Genomic DNA, 13,359 nt, shown 5'->3' with positions numbered 1-13,359 from the left:
CCCCAGATTACTTGGCGACGCCCATTTCCTTGAGCTTGCCGACCAGCGCGTCGACGTCGGCGACCTTGATCCCGGCCGAGCGCTTGGCGGGTTCGACCACCTTCAGCGTGGTCAGGCGCGGCGTCACGTCGACGCCGAAATCGGCCGGCGTCTTCTGCGCCATCGGCTTCGACTTCGCCTTCATGATGTTCGGCAGCGAGGCATAGCGCGGCTCGTTGAGGCGAAGATCGGTGGTGATGATCGCAGGGAGCTTGAGCGTGTCCGTCTCCGCACCGCCATCGACTTCGCGCGTCACGTTGACCGAGCCATCGGCGATCTCGACCTTCGACGCGAACGTGCCCTGGCCCCAGTTCAGGAGGCCGGCGAGCATCTGCCCGGTCTGGTTGTTGTCGTCGTCGATCGCCTGCTTGCCGAGGATCACGAGGTCGGGCTTTTCCTCCTCGACGATCTTGGCGAGGATCTTGGCGACGCCGAGCGGCTCGACCTTGGTCTCGCTGACGACGAGGATCGCACGGTCGGCACCCATCGCGAGCGCGGTGCGAAGCGTTTCCTGGCTCTTCTGCTCGCCGATCGAGACGACGACGATCTCAGTGACGCCCTTGTCCTTGAGGCGGATCGCCTCTTCGACCGCGATCTCGTCGAACGGGTTCATGCTCATCTTGACGTTCGCCAGATCGACGCCCGTTCCGTCCGCCTTCACGCGAGGCTTCACGTTGTAGTCAAGCACGCGCTTGACCGGCACCAGCACCTTCATCGACGTTCCTTCCAAGGTGAATCTATTCGTTTCGCCAACTGGGCGTTGGGGCGACAGATGGCTGTTTCAAGCCATTTTCGCAAGTGCGGTACGGATTCATCGCTATGCCGTAGCGTCACCGCGACCACCCCGCCCGACCGGTTGCGCTACCAACGAAAAAGGGCCCGGACGTTTCCGCCCGAGCCCCGCTTTTCGCAAGATCAGTATGGGCGATCCGTCGGGCTTACGCCGCGACCTTCTGCACTTCCGCGACGATCTTCTTCGCGGCATCGCCAAGGTCGTTCGCCGGGACGATCGCGAGGCCGGAGTTCGCCAGGATCTCCTTGCCCTTCTCCACATTCGTGCCCTCGAGGCGGACGACGAGCGGCACCGAGAGGTTCACTTCCTTCGCCGCGGCGACGATGCCGTCGGCGATGATGTCGCACTTCATGATGCCGCCGAAGATGTTGACGAGGATGCCCTTCACGTTCGGATCCGCGAGGATGATCTTGAACGCCGCCGTCACCTTCTCCTTGTTGGCGCCGCCGCCGACGTCGAGGAAGTTGGCGGGGAACATGCCGTTCAGCTTGATGATGTCCATCGTCGCCATCGCGAGGCCCGCGCCGTTGACCATGCAGCCGATGTCGCCATCGAGCTTGATATAGGCGAGGTCGTACTTCGACGCCTCGAGCTCGGCGGGATCTTCCTCGGTCTCGTCGCGCAGTTCGAGCAGGTCCTTGTGGCGGAACAGCGCGTTGCCGTCGAATGCGACCTTCGCGTCGAGCACCATCAGCTTGCCGTCGTTGGTGACCGCGAGCGGGTTGATTTCGATCTGCTCGGCATCGGTGCCCATGAACGCGTCATACAGCTTCGACGCGGTGTTCGCGGCCTGCTTGGCGAGATCGCCGGTCAGCTTCAGTGCGGCAGCGACGGCGCGGCCGTGATGCGGCATGAAGCCGGTCGCCTGGTCGATGTCGATCGACTGGATCTTCTCGGGCGTGTCGTGCGCGACCGCCTCGATGTCCATGCCGCCTTCGGTCGAAACGACCATCATCACCCGGCCGGTGGTGCGGTTGAGGGTCAGGGCGAGGTAGAATTCCTTGTCGATGTCGACGCCGTCGGTGACGTACAGGCGGTTGACCTGCTTGCCCGCGTCACCCGTCTGGATCGTGACGAGCGTGTTGCCGAGCATGTCGGTCGCGGCCGCGCGAACCTCGTCCTCGGTCTTGGCGAGGCGAACGCCGCCCTTGGCATCGGGGCCGAGCTCGACGAACTTGCCCTTGCCGCGGCCGCCGGCGTGGATCTGCGCCTTGACGACATAGAGCGGTCCGGGAAGCTTCTTCGAGGCCTCGACGGCCTCCTCGACGGTCAGTGCCGCGAAACCGGCAGGCACGGGGACGCCGAACTTGGCCAGCAGTTCCTTGGCCTGGTATTCATGGATGTTCATCGGGAAGGCTCCACGCAATTTTTAGGAAACTCGGGAATTGGTTGGGCGTAAAGCACAGGGCGGCCAGCAAATCCACCCTTAAGGCATTTGCAGTTGCGTGTCGTTATCATTAGATCAATTTAGCGACCGCGAGTGGCCTGATCTAAAGCAATTCCTTTTGCGTCGCGCTCCGCTCCCTCTACAGCAGGACCATGGCGATCCGACTCCGCATCCTTGCGTCCCGAACCCACTTTGCCGGTGCCAATGGTGCATTCGCCCAGCCACGCGCGGCCAAACCTCAAGCGGCCGAATCGTAAGGCGTTTGGAGATTAGTAACCACTTGGGGAGCAGTGTTCCGGACATGACACAGCCCGTCCCCATCCCCCCCGCCGAACCGACCGGCGAGGAGCTCCGTCAGGCGCTACGCAAGGCCGTCAAGATGCGCGCGCATTTGCGCGACCGGGGCCAGACGCGATTCGAGATCGAGGTGACGGATCTGTCGCTCTCGGGCTTTCGCGCGGAGACGAGCTTTACGCTGTGGCCGGGGACGGTCGTGTGGCTGACATTGCCGGGGTTGGCGGCGCTCGAGGCCGTGGTCGCGTGGCGCGACAAGTTCAAATATGGCTGTGCCTTCGCGAAACCGCTACACCCGGCGGTGTTCGAGCATATTGTAGCGTTGTCGCAGCGATAGGACGCAAGCGTGTTCTCCTGCGAACGCAGGAGCCTAGGATTACTCAGCCCCGCTATTGATTACCCTGGGTTCCTGCGTTCGCAGGAAAACAGCTAGACGTCGGCAAGGCCACCGTCGGACGGTTTGACGTTAGCCGATCGCCGGCCCTGTCGGTCGCTGCTCGCTTCTGTAAGCATCGGCGCGGACGGTGCCGCGCCTGCGCCCGTCAGTCGAACAGGCTCGACACGCTAGTCTCATCTGCAATCCGCTTGATCGCCTCGCCCAGCAACGGCGCGATCTGGAGGTGGCGGATCTTGCCGTGCGCGTCCTTGATCACTTCGTGATTCCCGATCGAATCGGTGATCACCAGTTCGCGGAGTTCCGAGCCCTCGACTCGGGCCACTGCCCCACCCGACAACACGCCGTGCGTGACATACGCCACGACATCCTCGGCACCCGCTTCCTTCAACGCCGCCGCCGCGTTGCACAGCGTCCCGGCCGAATCGACGATATCGTCCACCAGGATGCAGAAGCGCCCTTCGACTTCGCCGATGATGTTCATCACCTCCGACTCGCCGGCGCGCTCGCGGCGCTTGTCGACGATCGCGAGCGGGGCGTTGTCGAGTCGCTTGGCGAGCACGCGCGCGCGCACCACGCCCCCGACGTCAGGCGACACCACCATCAGGTTCTTGCCCTTGAAGCGCGCAAGGATGTCCGCCGACATCACCGGCGCGGCGTAGAGATTGTCGGTCGGGATATCGAAGAATCCCTGGATCTGCCCGGCATGCAGGTCGACCGACAGCACGCGGTTCGCGCCCGCGACCGTGATCAAATTGGCGACCAGCTTGGCCGAGATCGGAGTCCGGGGGCCCGGCTTTCGGTCTTGTCGCGCATAGCCCATGTACGGGATCACCGCGGTGATGCGCCGCGCCGACGCACGCTTCAGCGCGTCGATCATGATGAGCAGTTCCATGAGGTTGTCGTTGGCGGGATAGCCGGTCGACTGGATCACGAACACGTCCTCGCCGCGGACGTTCTCGTTGATCTCGACGAAGACCTCCTCGTCGGCGAACCGTCGCACGCTGACGTCGGTCAGCGGGATCTCGAGATAGGCGGAGATTTCCTGCGCCAGCGGCAGGTTCGAATTGCCGGTCATCAGTTTCATGAAGCTATTTCCCGCTCGATATTCCGCACCCCTTAGGCGCACGAATCGCGTGGTGGAAGGGTTTGCCCGTCGCCGCGCCGCTCCGTACAGCGGCAGGATGACCGTGATCACTCGTTTCGCCCCCTCGCCCACCGGCCGGCTGCATGTCGGCAATATCCGCACCGCGCTCCACAACTGGATGTTCGCGCGGGCCAATGGCGGCAAGTTCGTGCTGCGGATCGACGATACCGATCCAGAACGCAGCGAAGAGCGGTTCGTCGACGCTATCCGTGCCGATCTCGACTGGCTCGGGATGACGCCGGATGCGGAGGAGCGGCAGTCGGCGCGGTTCGCTTTGTACGAGGCGCGGTTCGCGGCGCTGGTCGCGAGCGGGCACGTGTATTCCGCGTACGAGACCACGCAGGAGCTCGACCTGAAGCGCAAGATCCAGGCTGGGCGCGGGTTGCCGCCGATCTACGACCGCGCCGCGCTGGCGTTGGACGACGACGCGCGGGCGAAACTGGAGGCGGACGGCGTGCGCCCGCATTGGCGGTTCAAGCTCGATCACGACTCGGCGATCGACTGGGACGACCTTATCCGCGGGCCACAGCATTTCGACGCCAGGACGATGAGCGATCCTGTCATCCGGCGCGCGGACGGATCGTGGCTGTACATGCTGCCGTCCGCGATCGACGATGCCGAGATGGGCGTGACGCATGTGGTGCGGGGCGAGGATCACGTGTCGAACACCGCGCTCCAGTTGCAGATGTTCGCCGCGCTTGGCGTCGCGCCGCCGCGGTTCGCGCATGAGGCTTTGCTGACGGGGGCGGAGGGCAAGCTGTCGAAGCGGCTCGGGTCGCTCGGCGTCGATCATTTCCGCGAGGTGGGGATCGAGCCTCAGGCGGTGCGTGCGCTACTGGCGCGGATCGGGACTAGCGATCCGGTCGAGCCGATCGCCGACGCCGCGCCGCTGATCGCGGGGTTCGACTTTGCGCGGTTCGGGCGCGCGCCGGCGCGGTTCGACGAGGCGGAACTGGCGGCGTTGAACGCACGCATCCTGCATGCGCTGCCGTATGAGGCGGTGGCCGAGCGATTGCCCGAGGGCATGGATGCGGCGGCGTGGGAGGCGGTGCGGCCGAACCTCGTGACGCTGGCGGATGCGGCGGATTGGTGGGGCGTGATCGAGGGGCCGGTTGCCGTCGAGGGCGACATCGATGCGGCGTATCTCGATCAGGCGCTGGTGGCGGCTGGGGAGATCGACTGGTCGAGCGATCCTTGGCACGCGCTGACGGCTCGGTTGAAGACGGAGACGGGGCGCAAGGGGAAGGCTTTGTTCCTGCCGCTGCGGCGGGCGTTGACCGGGCGCGATCATGGGCCGGACATGGCGGCATTGCTGCCGCTGATCGGGCGGGAGGGGGCGTTGGAGCGATTCGCGGCGCGTTGATCTAGCTCCCTGAAGGTCGCCCAAAAAAGCATGTTCTCCCGCGAAGGCGGGAGTCCAGTCTGGGCTCCCGCCTTCGCGGGAGAACAAGGAGGGGCGGGCTCGCGGTGGAATTGATCACAGCAGACAATACTGTGCCGGTGGTCACGTTGCAGTCGGTCGGAAGAAGCACCGTCCTTCCCTACCTCCACCCCGGCGAAGGCCGGGGCCCAATTGAGTAGGCCGCGGTAACGAAGCACAGGTCTAAGTTAGCAACGTCCCCCGATTGGGCCCCGGCCTCCGCCGGGGTGGTGCATTGTCGCCGGGCAGCGCTGAACGACTAGCCGAACCGGAGGTCAAACCAGTCCGCGGTGTCCTCCGTTTGGCAAATGTCACCGGGCAGATCGGACGCCGCTCTGGAGTGCATGCCCCCTTCCCCAAACCTCTTGCCCCCAGAATGTAATGATGTACCATCCCAATCGGCGGTACCTATCTCGCCGCCATCCTCGAGGAGAAGCGAAGGAGACGGTAATGTACGCGGATCGACTGAACCGGACGGGCGGATTCAATCCCGGAAGCCTTGGCGTTGCGCTGGCGATCAATAGCGCGGTAATCGGAGCCTTGTTCTTCGCGGCACCGAGCGTGCTGCCCTTCACGCCCGACCCGCCGCTCATCACCTATGTGCCGTACACCCCGCCACCGCCGCCCGAGCCGGTGCCGCCCGCCGACCCGCTGACCCGTCAGCAACCGCGCCCTGCCCCGCGTCCCGATGCGCCGATTACGGTGGTGCAGATCCCGCAGGCCGAAGGCTTCACCGTCGCCCCCGATCCGCTTCCCTACACGCCGCCGATCGGCGTCGAAGGCACGGGAACCGGCACCGTCGCGGTCGATCCGCCGAAGCCGACGCCGGTGTTCGTCCAGCCCGGCGTCGACCCGCGCTATGCCGCCGATTTCCAGCCGAACTACCCGTCCGAGGAACGCCGTGCCGAACGCGAAGGCAAGGTCGTCGTGCGCGTGCTGGTCGGGACCGACGGTCGCGTAAAACAGGTCGAGCGGGTCAGCGCGACCACCGACGCCTTCTACCGCGCGACGCTTGATCGCGCGCTGGCGAAGTGGCGGTTCCGGCCGGCGACCCGCGACGGCGTTCCGGTCGAGGCGTGGCGATCGATGTCGCTGACGTTTGTGCTTCAGAACTAAAGCTTGAGGGGTGCGGGGCTGGCCTAGCCGGCTCCGCCCCCCTATCTTGGCGCGCATGGGCTTTTTCAGTCGTTTCACGCCGATCGTCGCCTATCGCGACCTGCGGCTCTTCCTCAGCCAACGCCGGCCGTACGAGCTCATCTTTCTCGTCGCTGCGCTCGGCGTCACCAGCTTCCTGATCTACGCGTTCATGAAGGACTCGTACGTCGAGAAGGAATACCGCCCGAAGATCATTTATGTCGAGCAATGGTCGGCGGATCGCACCGATGCGCAGATCGTCGCGCAGCAGAAGATCGATGCACCGATCAAGGCGAAGGCGATGGCCGAGCAGAAGGCTCGCGAGGATGCCCAGCGCGAGTCGTTCAAGCGGCTCGACGACAAGCTGAAGGCCATGGGGATCTGACCCGAGTCGATACCCGCTGGATGGGCGCCGCGTTGGCACTCGCCGAGCGCGGGCGTGGACGGACCGCCCCCAATCCGAATGTCGGCTGCGTGATCGTACGCGAGGGTCGCGTCGTCGGGCGCGGCTGGACGCAGACGGGCGGACGACCGCATGCCGAGGCGATGGCGTTGGCCGAGGCCGGTGCGAAATCGGCGGGGGCTACGGCGTACGTTACGCTGGAACCGTGCGCGCATCGGTCCCCGCGCGGGCCAGCCTGTAGCGACTTGCTGATCGAGGCAGGCGTTGCGGGTGTCGTTGCCGCCCTCGAAGACCCCGACGCACGAACGGCAGGCCAGGGTTTTGCCCGGCTGGGGGCCGCTGGCATCGCCGTGACGCGCGGTGTTCGCGCGAACGAAGCCAGACGTTCGATGGCCGGCTTTCTCACCCGGCAGGCGCGCGGCCGCCCCCACGTTACGCTGAAGCTCGCGACGTCGCTCGACGGGTGCATCGCGATGGCAGACGGGTCGAGTCGCTGGATCACCGGTCAGCAAGCGCGCGCCCACGCACATCTCGAGCGGAGTCGGCACGAAGCAATCCTCGTCGGTCGTGGCACGTATGACGCCGATGCGCCGCGACTCGACGTGCGGCTACCGGGGCTGGAAGCTCGCGGACCGATGCGCGTGCTTTTATCCGCGACCGTCAAAGACCTGCCCGGCTGGACCGTCATCGCCGCACCGCACGACATCGCCACCCTTCCCGGCGTCGACCACATCCTCGTCGAAGGCGGCGCGGCCGTAGCGTCGGCGTTCCTCGCGGCAGATCTGATCGACCGGCTCCTTCTCTACCGCGCCCCGATCCTGATCGGCGGCGGCAAGCCCGCACTCCGCGACATCGGTCTCACCGACCTGACTAAAGCACATGGTCGGTGGGCGATCGTCGATGCGCGGCAACTTGGCATGGACCGGCTCGAGGTCTACGAGCGCGAACGAAACGAGGCATAATGTTCACCGGAATCGTCACCGACATCGGCACCGTCACAACCGTGGAATCGCCCGGCGATACGCGTGTAGTCGTGAGCACCGCCTATGATACCGCCACCGTCGATCTCGGCGCGTCGATCTCCTGTTCGGGCGTCTGCCTGACCGTGGTCGACAAGGGGCCCAACTGGTTCGCGGTCGACGTCTCCGGCGAGACGATCAGCCGCACGGCCAAGGACCAGTGGACCGAGGGTCGCAAGTTCAACCTCGAACGCGCGATGAAGCTCGGCGACGAGCTCGGCGGCCATATCGTCACGGGCCATGTCGACGGCCTCGGCACCGTCGTCGCGTTGGCGGAGGAAGGCGGATCGCACCGCGTCACCATCCGCGCCGGGGCCGACATCGCGCCGTTCATCGCACCCAAGGGTTCGGTGACGATCGACGGGGTCTCGCTGACCGTAAACACGGTGCGCGACATCGACGGCGAGGTCGAGTTCGGCCTCAACATCATCCCGCATACCTGGGCGGTCACCACGCTCGGGACGATCCAGATGGGGCAGTCGGTCAATATCGAGATCGACGTCCTCGCCCGCTATCTCCAACGCATGGAGCATTACCGTGTCAAAGCCAGCTGAACTCGCCCGTCTCAAGCACGGCTACCTGTCGAGCCCCGAAGAGATCATCGACGAGGCGCGCAACGGCCGGATGTTCATCCTGGTCGACGACGAGGACCGCGAGAACGAGGGCGATCTCGTCATCCCCGCGCAGATGGCGACGCCCGAGAAGATCAACTTCATGGCGAAGTTCGGTCGCGGCCTGATCTGCCTTGCGCTGACCAGGGATCGCACCGAGGAACTCGGTCTCGAACTGATGAGCCGCAACAACGGCACGCGGCACGAGACCGCGTTCACCGTGTCGATCGAGGCGCTCGAAGGCGTCACGACGGGTATCTCGGCCGCGGATCGCGCGCGCACCATCGCGGTGGCGGTCGATGCGACCAAGGGCAAGCCGGACATCGTCACCCCCGGCCACGTCTTTCCGCTGGTCGCGCGCGACGGCGGCGTGCTGATCCGCGCCGGCCATACCGAGGCTGCGGTCGACGTCGCGCGCCTCGCCGGGCTTAATCCCTCGGGCGTGATCTGCGAGATCATGAACGAGGACGGCACGATGGCGCGGATGGACGATCTCGTCACCTTCGCGCAGTTCCACAACGTCAAGATCGGCACGATCCGCGACCTGATCGCGTATCGCCGCCGCCACGATCACCTTGTCGAGAAGCGCGCGGAGGCGAAGTTCACCTCCGAATGGGGTGGCGACTGGAGCGCGCTGACGTTCTGGAACAAGGCGACCGGCACCGAGCAGGTCGCGCTGGTCAAGGGCAAGATCGACCCCGCCCAGCCGACGCTCGTCCGCATGCACGCACTGTCGCCATTCGCGGACATCTTCGGCGAGTCGGGCGATCGCGGCCGCATCCTCGCGCGCTCGATGCAGATGATCGCGGACGAGGGCGCGGGCGTGATCGTCGTCATCAACCGGCCCCGCAGCAACACCTTCACCTCGGCGGTGATGAAGAAGGCCGGTGCAGAGATCACCCCGGACATGGAGGAATTGCGCGACTACGGCGTCGGCGCGATGATCCTGACCGAACTGGGCGTCCACGACATGGTGCTGATCACCAACACGCATCACACGCTGGTCGGCCTCGACGGCTATGGCCTGTCGATCGTCGGCGAGCGCCCGATCGCGTCCCTGAACACGGAAAAGAGCAACTGATGGCACATCTCCTCATCGTCGAAGCCCGGTTCTACGATCACCTCAACGACCTGCTGGTCGAAGGCGCGAAGGCCGCAATCGAAGCCGCCGGCCACACGCACGAGACGATCACCGTGCCCGGCGCGCTCGAAGTCCCCGGCGCGATAGCGCTGGCGGCCGAGAGCGAGACGTTCGACGCCTATGTCGCGCTGGGCGTCGTGATCCGCGGCGAGACCTATCATTTCGAGATCGTCGCGGGCGAGAGCGCACGCGGGATCATGCAGCTTACGATGGACGGCCTGCCGATCGGCAACGGCATCCTGACCACCGAGAACGAGGCGCAGGCGCTCACGCGTGCCAAGCCCACCGAGGGTGACAAGGGCGGCGGCGCAGCCAACGCGGCGCTGGCCATGCTGGCACTCAAGGACCGCTTCATCGCATGACCGCGCCGGCGCTCCTGACGGAGCGCTTGTTGCTCCGGCCCTTGGGACCGGAGGACGCCGAGGATTGGTGTGCGTTCCACGCCGATCCCGTCACGATGCGCTATCTTGGCGGCGTGCAGTCGCGCAGCGTCGCCTGGCGCGGGCTGTGCGCCATGGCGGGTGCATGGAGCATCCGTGGCTTCTCGATGTTCGCGGTGACGCTGCGCGATACCGGCGAATGGATCGGCCGCGTCGGTCCGTGGCAGCCCGAAGACTGGCCGGGTACGGAAATCGGCTGGGGACTCGCATCGCAGTTCGCCGGTCGCGGGTTCGCGCGCGAGGCTGCGACGGCGACGATCGACTATGCGGTGGACGTGCTCGGCTGGACCGATATCATCCATACCATCGCACCCGACAACGCCGAGTCGATCGCGCTCGCGCAACGGCTCGGGTCTACTAATCGCGGCCCAACTAAACTCCCCCCGCCGCTCGAATCGCTGCCGGTCGACGATTGGGGCCAGAGTGCTGACGACTGGCGGGTGCGGAGGGCCGGGCGTGGGTGACGTGATCAACCTGCGACTCGCGCGGAAGCAGCGGGCTCGGGCCGAGGCTTCGGTGCGGGCGGATCGGAACCGGCGGATGTTCGGGCGGACTGCGGCGGAGAAGGCTGCGGATGCCTCCGGGAAGGCTCGGGTGGAGAAGACGCTCGATGGCGCGAAGCTAGATTCCACTTCCGACGCGCTTGAGGAATAACCTTACCCTCACCCTTAGATGGTTGCTACGTGTCCCACCCTAGCGAGCGCCAGACCGAACCAACGTCCGGCCGTAATCCTCCCCCGCCAGGGGGAGGTGGCAGGCGTTAGCCTGACGGAGGGGGAGGTAAGGGTAACCGCTGATCCGTGTCCGCCCCCTCCGTCACCTTCGGTGCCACCTCCCCCTGGCGGGGGAGGATTACGGCCGGACGTGCCTTGGGTGGAAGTGCTCCAGGACCAATCGGAATTTGATGTGGTTCGATACGTATGACGTATCTCCCGTCATGCCGGACTGGTTCCGGCATCCACGGTGCCGCAAACTCGAGAGACTTTGGTTTGCGGGACGGTGGACCCCGGAACCAGTCCGGGGTGACGGAGCAATTCCGGGACTGGTGCAAACCCGCCACGCCGGAATGTTGCTCCGCCCTCTTGAGCGACCCAGCCTTCGATCGAATCCGGCATGCGCGCGGTAATCGCGATCACCCACCACAGGAACGTCACGCGCGCCGCGCCGTTATGCCTCCGTAACAAAGGGGCGGTCATGATTTCGGATGCAAATGCGACGTTGCTCGCCAAACTCGGCTTCGCCGCGCGCGGGGTGGTGTATATTCTCGTCGGCTGGTTCGCGGTCGACGCGGCGTTGCGTGGTGGCAAGATCGCCGACAACCAGGGCGCGATCGGGTCGATGGCGGACGAGGCGTTCGGCCCGGTACTGCTCGCGGTCGTCGCCGCCGGCCTGCTCGGCTATGCGGTCTGGCGACTGACCGAGGCCGCAGCGAACCCCGAGCAGATCGGCAGCGACATCAAGGGCAGCCTCAAGCGGATCGGCCACGTCGTCAGCGGCATCGCGCACCTGATCCTCGCCTGGACCGCCGCCAAGCTCGCTATGAAGACGGGATCGCGCGACGCCGCCGTCTCGCCCGGCGACGAGAGCGCGCGCGACTGGACCGCGTTGCTGCTCGACCAACCGGCGGGACGTGTTCTCGTCGGCGCGGTTGCAGTCGGCGTGCTGGTCGCCGCCTTCCAGCAGGCACAGAAGGCTTGGCGCGGCGACTTCATTCACGACCTGCGTGGCGACGCCCCTGCGCCCGGCTATGTCTGCACGATGGGTCGAATTGGCTACGGCGCGCGCGCGCTGGTGTTCCTGATCGTCGCGGGGCTGTTCGGACTCGCTGCGTGGACCGCGCATGCGAGCGACGCGGGCGGCGTGGCGGAGGCGCTGGAGCGACTGCAATCGCAACCCGGGGGCAAGTGGTTGCTCGCGCTGACCGGGATCGGTCTCGCGCTGTTCGGCGCCTACAGTATGGTCGAGGCACGCTTTCGGCGCCTCCATGTCGACCTGCCGGGGACCGATTAAGGTGAACGACAGCATATCGTTAAGGTGCCGATGCTAGCGGACGGCGGCATGTACACGATCAGCTTCGACGTCCCGACCAAGACACTCAACATCGTCACCGAGGGGTTCTGGTCGGTCGCGACGACGGCGGCGTTCTCGGCGGAGCTGCTCGCTCGGGGATCGGCAGCGCGACTGTATCACGGCCGCTTCGTCGTGCTCGCCGACCTGCGCAAGGCGGCGATCCAGCCGTTGAAGGTCGTCGATGCGCTCGAAGCGATGATGCCCAAGGCGTTGAAGGTGACGTCGGCGCCGATCGCTGCCGTAGTCGCGTCGCATTTGGCCAAGCTCCAGACCGAACGCTATCTGAAGGCGGAGAATTGCCGGACGTTCCTCGACATCGACGAGGCGAAGGCATGGCTGGCCGGTGATCACGTGGCCGCCTGACTTCAGTCTTCGTTGGCCGTTTCCAGCAAAGCCGCCTCGACCTCCTCGATCGTGATGCCGAACGCGCCGGCGAGCCCTGCCACCGACGCGCCGCGATCGGCGAGCGTGCGAATACGCGCGGTGTCGACGATGGTCTTGTAGCTACGCGTGTCGCGGTCAGTCTTCGATTCTTCGCCGCTGCGCGCAAGCGCGCCCGAACGGCGGCGTTTGGAGATCTTCAACGCCTCGACGTCGTTGGTCGGCGGCGCATCGAGCCGCGCCTTGATCCGCTGATCCTCTTCGATACGCCGGCTTTCGCGGGCGCGTTCGCGTTCCTGGGACTGGAGATCGCGTTGTGCAGCACGCGACTCGGATCGCTGTTCGGACGCGGCAAGCCGCTCCTTTGCGCGCTGCTCGCGGCCGTTGGCACGCTCCTCCGCGCGCTTTGCGGCCCGGTCGGCGGTGCCGGGCATGAGCGGCCCCGTTCCCCTGCCGCCGCTCGGCCAGCCGTCGGTCATTAGATATCCTGTCGTCACCGGTACGCTACCCAGAGCGCGGAAGCGGGCTGCTAAGCGATGGCGGCGCGGGTGACCAGAGGCAGCCCTTCGCCATCCTCCCCCGCCAGGGGGAGGTGTCGCCGCAGGTGAGGGAGGGGGGAGGACACGGAACCGATGTGGGCGCGTGCCTTCCCCTCCGTCAGGCTGGCGCCTGCCACCTCCCCCTTG

Annotated in this window: 16 protein-coding genes; 12 read left to right on the top strand and 4 right to left on the bottom strand. The window is 65.9% G+C overall.

Going from position 1 to position 13,359, the window contains the following annotated elements:
• Window positions 1-7 precede the first annotated feature (7 nt).
• Together AC1MH0_RS12200 and sucC are read right to left on the bottom strand one after the other, a co-directional pair.
• A complete protein-coding gene (locus AC1MH0_RS12200) occupies window positions 8-754 on the bottom strand; it encodes an electron transfer flavoprotein subunit beta/FixA family protein (protein WP_056064107.1) in 747 nt (248 codons plus the stop codon).
• Window positions 755-977: 223 nt separating this feature from the next.
• The gene (gene sucC / locus AC1MH0_RS12195; protein WP_056053980.1) at window positions 978-2,180 is read right to left on the bottom strand and encodes an ADP-forming succinate--CoA ligase subunit beta; all 1,203 of its coding nucleotides are present in this window, start codon (window positions 2,178-2,180) and stop codon (window positions 978-980) included.
• Between the two features lie 340 nt (window positions 2,181-2,520).
• Between sucC and AC1MH0_RS12190 the strand changes: the two genes are divergently transcribed.
• Window positions 2,521-2,850, top strand: coding sequence for a PilZ domain-containing protein (locus AC1MH0_RS12190; protein ID WP_056064110.1), 330 nt, complete (start codon window positions 2,521-2,523; stop codon window positions 2,848-2,850).
• Between the two features lie 205 nt (window positions 2,851-3,055).
• On the opposite strand, the gene AC1MH0_RS12185 is transcribed toward AC1MH0_RS12190, so the two are convergent.
• Complete coding sequence (locus tag AC1MH0_RS12185) at window positions 3,056-3,994, bottom strand: ribose-phosphate pyrophosphokinase (RefSeq protein ID WP_056064113.1); 939 nt, start codon at window positions 3,992-3,994, stop codon at window positions 3,056-3,058.
• Between the two features lie 97 nt (window positions 3,995-4,091).
• Here AC1MH0_RS12185 and gltX point away from each other — a divergent pair, with 97 nt between their 5' ends.
• The 11 genes from gltX to AC1MH0_RS12130 all read left to right on the top strand — a co-directional run bounded on the left by gltX (window position 4,092) and on the right by AC1MH0_RS12130 (window position 12,655).
• Window positions 4,092-5,417, top strand: coding sequence for a glutamate--tRNA ligase (gene gltX, locus AC1MH0_RS12180; RefSeq protein ID WP_480962994.1), 1,326 nt, complete (start codon window positions 4,092-4,094; stop codon window positions 5,415-5,417).
• Window positions 5,418-5,924: 507 nt separating this feature from the next.
• Window positions 5,925-6,590: an energy transducer TonB gene (locus AC1MH0_RS12175; RefSeq protein ID WP_480962993.1), complete on the top strand. Its 666-nt coding sequence runs from the start codon at window positions 5,925-5,927 to the stop codon at window positions 6,588-6,590.
• A gap of 55 nt (window positions 6,591-6,645) precedes the next feature.
• A complete protein-coding gene (locus AC1MH0_RS12170; protein WP_480962992.1) occupies window positions 6,646-6,993 on the top strand; it encodes a hypothetical protein in 348 nt (115 codons plus the stop codon).
• A 20-nt stretch (window positions 6,994-7,013) separates the two neighbouring features.
• Window positions 7,014-7,973, top strand: a complete 960-nt coding sequence (ribD, locus tag AC1MH0_RS12165) for a bifunctional diaminohydroxyphosphoribosylaminopyrimidine deaminase/5-amino-6-(5-phosphoribosylamino)uracil reductase RibD (protein WP_480962991.1) — start codon at window positions 7,014-7,016, stop codon at window positions 7,971-7,973.
• On the top strand, window positions 7,973-8,584 hold the full coding sequence (locus tag AC1MH0_RS12160) for a riboflavin synthase (RefSeq protein WP_056487850.1): 612 nt from the start codon (window positions 7,973-7,975) through the stop codon (window positions 8,582-8,584). The genes ribD and AC1MH0_RS12160 overlap by 1 nt, the downstream gene beginning before the upstream one ends.
• On the top strand, window positions 8,568-9,722 hold the full coding sequence (gene ribB / locus AC1MH0_RS12155; protein ID WP_480962990.1) for a 3,4-dihydroxy-2-butanone-4-phosphate synthase: 1,155 nt from the start codon (window positions 8,568-8,570) through the stop codon (window positions 9,720-9,722). The genes AC1MH0_RS12160 and ribB overlap by 17 nt, the downstream gene beginning before the upstream one ends.
• Window positions 9,722-10,144, top strand: coding sequence for a 6,7-dimethyl-8-ribityllumazine synthase (gene ribH, locus AC1MH0_RS12150; protein WP_056064133.1), 423 nt, complete (start codon window positions 9,722-9,724; stop codon window positions 10,142-10,144). The genes ribB and ribH overlap by 1 nt, the downstream gene beginning before the upstream one ends.
• On the top strand, window positions 10,141-10,686 hold the full coding sequence (locus tag AC1MH0_RS12145) for a GNAT family N-acetyltransferase (protein WP_480962989.1): 546 nt from the start codon (window positions 10,141-10,143) through the stop codon (window positions 10,684-10,686). Before ribH ends, AC1MH0_RS12145 begins: the two co-directional genes overlap by 4 nt.
• Entirely contained in the window at window positions 10,679-10,876 is a 198-nt protein-coding gene (locus AC1MH0_RS12140) for a DUF4169 family protein (RefSeq protein ID WP_480962988.1), read from the top strand. The genes AC1MH0_RS12145 and AC1MH0_RS12140 overlap by 8 nt, the downstream gene beginning before the upstream one ends.
• A 540-nt stretch (window positions 10,877-11,416) precedes the next feature.
• Window positions 11,417-12,232 carry a DUF1206 domain-containing protein gene (locus AC1MH0_RS12135; RefSeq protein ID WP_480962987.1) on the top strand — a complete coding sequence of 272 codons (816 nt, stop codon included), beginning with the start codon at window positions 11,417-11,419 and terminating at the stop codon, window positions 12,230-12,232.
• Window positions 12,233-12,280: 48 nt separating this feature from the next.
• Window positions 12,281-12,655, top strand: coding sequence for a hypothetical protein (locus AC1MH0_RS12130; protein WP_480962986.1), 375 nt, complete (start codon window positions 12,281-12,283; stop codon window positions 12,653-12,655).
• A 2-nt stretch (window positions 12,656-12,657) separates the two neighbouring features.
• Here AC1MH0_RS12130 and AC1MH0_RS12125 read toward each other — a convergent pair whose 3' ends face one another.
• Window positions 12,658-13,152: a hypothetical protein gene (locus tag AC1MH0_RS12125; protein WP_480962985.1), complete on the bottom strand. Its 495-nt coding sequence runs from the start codon at window positions 13,150-13,152 to the stop codon at window positions 12,658-12,660.
• Window positions 13,153-13,359 lie beyond the last annotated feature (207 nt).

The organism is Sphingomonas sp. AP28 (assembly GCF_056680455.1).
This window is presented reverse-complemented; position numbering and strand designations above follow the sequence as displayed.

Bases quoted from the DNA above. Each gene is read 5' to 3' on its own strand.
- AC1MH0_RS12200 (WP_056064107.1), bottom strand. From the start codon at position 754: ATGAAGGTGCTGGTGCCGGTCAAGCGCGTGCTTGACTACAACGTGAAG.
- sucC (WP_056053980.1), bottom strand. From the start codon at position 2,180: ATGAACATCCATGAATACCAGGCCAAGGAACTGCTGGCCAAGTTCGGC.
- AC1MH0_RS12190 (WP_056064110.1), top strand. From the start codon at position 2,521: ATGACACAGCCCGTCCCCATCCCCCCCGCCGAACCGACCGGCGAGGAG.
- AC1MH0_RS12185 (WP_056064113.1), bottom strand. From the start codon at position 3,994: ATGAAACTGATGACCGGCAATTCGAACCTGCCGCTGGCGCAGGAAATC.
- gltX (WP_480962994.1), top strand. From the start codon at position 4,092: ATGACCGTGATCACTCGTTTCGCCCCCTCGCCCACCGGCCGGCTGCAT.
- AC1MH0_RS12175 (WP_480962993.1), top strand. From the start codon at position 5,925: ATGTACGCGGATCGACTGAACCGGACGGGCGGATTCAATCCCGGAAGC.
- AC1MH0_RS12170 (WP_480962992.1), top strand. From the start codon at position 6,646: ATGGGCTTTTTCAGTCGTTTCACGCCGATCGTCGCCTATCGCGACCTG.
- ribD (WP_480962991.1), top strand. From the start codon at position 7,014: ATGGGCGCCGCGTTGGCACTCGCCGAGCGCGGGCGTGGACGGACCGCC.
- AC1MH0_RS12160 (WP_056487850.1), top strand. From the start codon at position 7,973: ATGTTCACCGGAATCGTCACCGACATCGGCACCGTCACAACCGTGGAA.
- ribH (WP_056064133.1), top strand. From the start codon at position 9,722: ATGGCACATCTCCTCATCGTCGAAGCCCGGTTCTACGATCACCTCAAC.
- AC1MH0_RS12145 (WP_480962989.1), top strand. From the start codon at position 10,141: ATGACCGCGCCGGCGCTCCTGACGGAGCGCTTGTTGCTCCGGCCCTTG.
- AC1MH0_RS12135 (WP_480962987.1), top strand. From the start codon at position 11,417: ATGATTTCGGATGCAAATGCGACGTTGCTCGCCAAACTCGGCTTCGCC.
- AC1MH0_RS12130 (WP_480962986.1), top strand. From the start codon at position 12,281: ATGTACACGATCAGCTTCGACGTCCCGACCAAGACACTCAACATCGTC.
- AC1MH0_RS12125 (WP_480962985.1), bottom strand. From the start codon at position 13,152: ATGACCGACGGCTGGCCGAGCGGCGGCAGGGGAACGGGGCCGCTCATG.